We start from the raw sequence: 1,168 nt of genomic DNA on the forward strand, positions 1-1,168 counted from the left end.
CTAGTGTCCTGTTCCGTTGTTAACTGGTCTATCTTCGCGTAGCATGTTGACGTCAACGGAACGGGAGACGTCAGCATGGCGATGGGACGACCGAAGGCGGAACTGGTGCTGAGCGAAGACGAGCGTTCGCAACTGATGTCGATCGCGCGTTCTCGCTCGATTTCGGCTGCGCTGGTCTCGCGGGCGCGTATCGTGTTGGCGGCTGCGGACGGCGAGCCCAACAGCGCGATCGCGCAGCGCCTGCAACTCACGCGTGCCACGGTGGGCAAGTGGCGTCTGCGGTTTCTGGAGCAGCGAATCAACGGACTCTACGATGAAGTACGTCCCGGCAAGCCGCGTACCATCGACGACGAGCGGTTGGCCCAACTGATTCACAAGACCCTGCACACGAAGCCGGCAGATGGATCCACTCATTGGAGTGTGCGCACGATTGCCGCCGAAACCGCCATCTCGCCGACAAGCGTGCACCGTTACTTCAAACTGCTGGGCCTGCAGCCGCACCGAAGTGAAAGCTTCAAGCTCTCGACCGATCCGTTCTTCATCGAGAAACTGCGCGATGTGGTCGGCTTGTATCTGAGTCCACCGGAGAACGCGCTGGTGCTGTGCGTGGACGAGAAGAGTCAATGTCAGGCGCTCGAGCGTACACAACCCATGCTGCCGATGGGTTTCGGCTACGTCGAAGGCGTTACGCACGACTACGTCCGTCATGGCACCACGACGTTGTTTGCCGCCCTGAATGTCCTCAATGGCGCCGTGCTCGCTACCTGCAAGCCGCGCCATCGACATCAGGAATTCCTGTCGTTTCTGCGCGAAATCGACAAGGCCGTGCCAGCCGAACTCGACGTGCACTGCATCGTCGACAACTACGGCAGTCACAAGCATCCGAAGGTCAAGGCGTGGCTGGCGGCACGCCCCCGCTGGCATATGCATTTCATTCCCACCTACAGTTCGTGGCTCAACCAGGTCGAACGCTTCTTTGCGTTGATCACCGACAAGGCGATTCGTAGAGGCTCGTTCGGCTCGGTCAAACAACTGGTCAAGCGAATCGATCAATTCGTTTCCCACTACAACGAAAACTGCAAACCGTTCGTCTGGACCGCGTCAGCCGATTCCATCCTCGAAAAGCTGCATCGACTTTGCTCGCGAATCAGCGGAACAGGACACTAGC

Annotated in this window: 1 protein-coding gene; it reads left to right on the top strand. The window is 58.8% G+C overall.

All coding sequences use genetic code 11. The annotated features are described in order from the left end of the window. The first annotated feature begins 75 nt into the window (after positions 1–75). Complete coding sequence (locus KPB06_RS34445; RefSeq protein ID WP_059625722.1) at positions 76–1,167, top strand: IS630 family transposase; 1,092 nt, start codon at positions 76–78, stop codon at positions 1,165–1,167. Position 1,168 lies beyond the last annotated feature (1 nt).

Origin of the sequence: Burkholderia semiarida, assembly GCF_029268935.1 — a bacterium.
Lineage (GTDB): Bacteria > Pseudomonadota > Gammaproteobacteria > Burkholderiales > Burkholderiaceae > Burkholderia > Burkholderia semiarida.

Bases quoted from the DNA above. Each gene is read 5' to 3' on its own strand.
- KPB06_RS34445 (WP_059625722.1), top strand. From the start codon at position 76: ATGGCGATGGGACGACCGAAGGCGGAACTGGTGCTGAGCGAAGACGAG.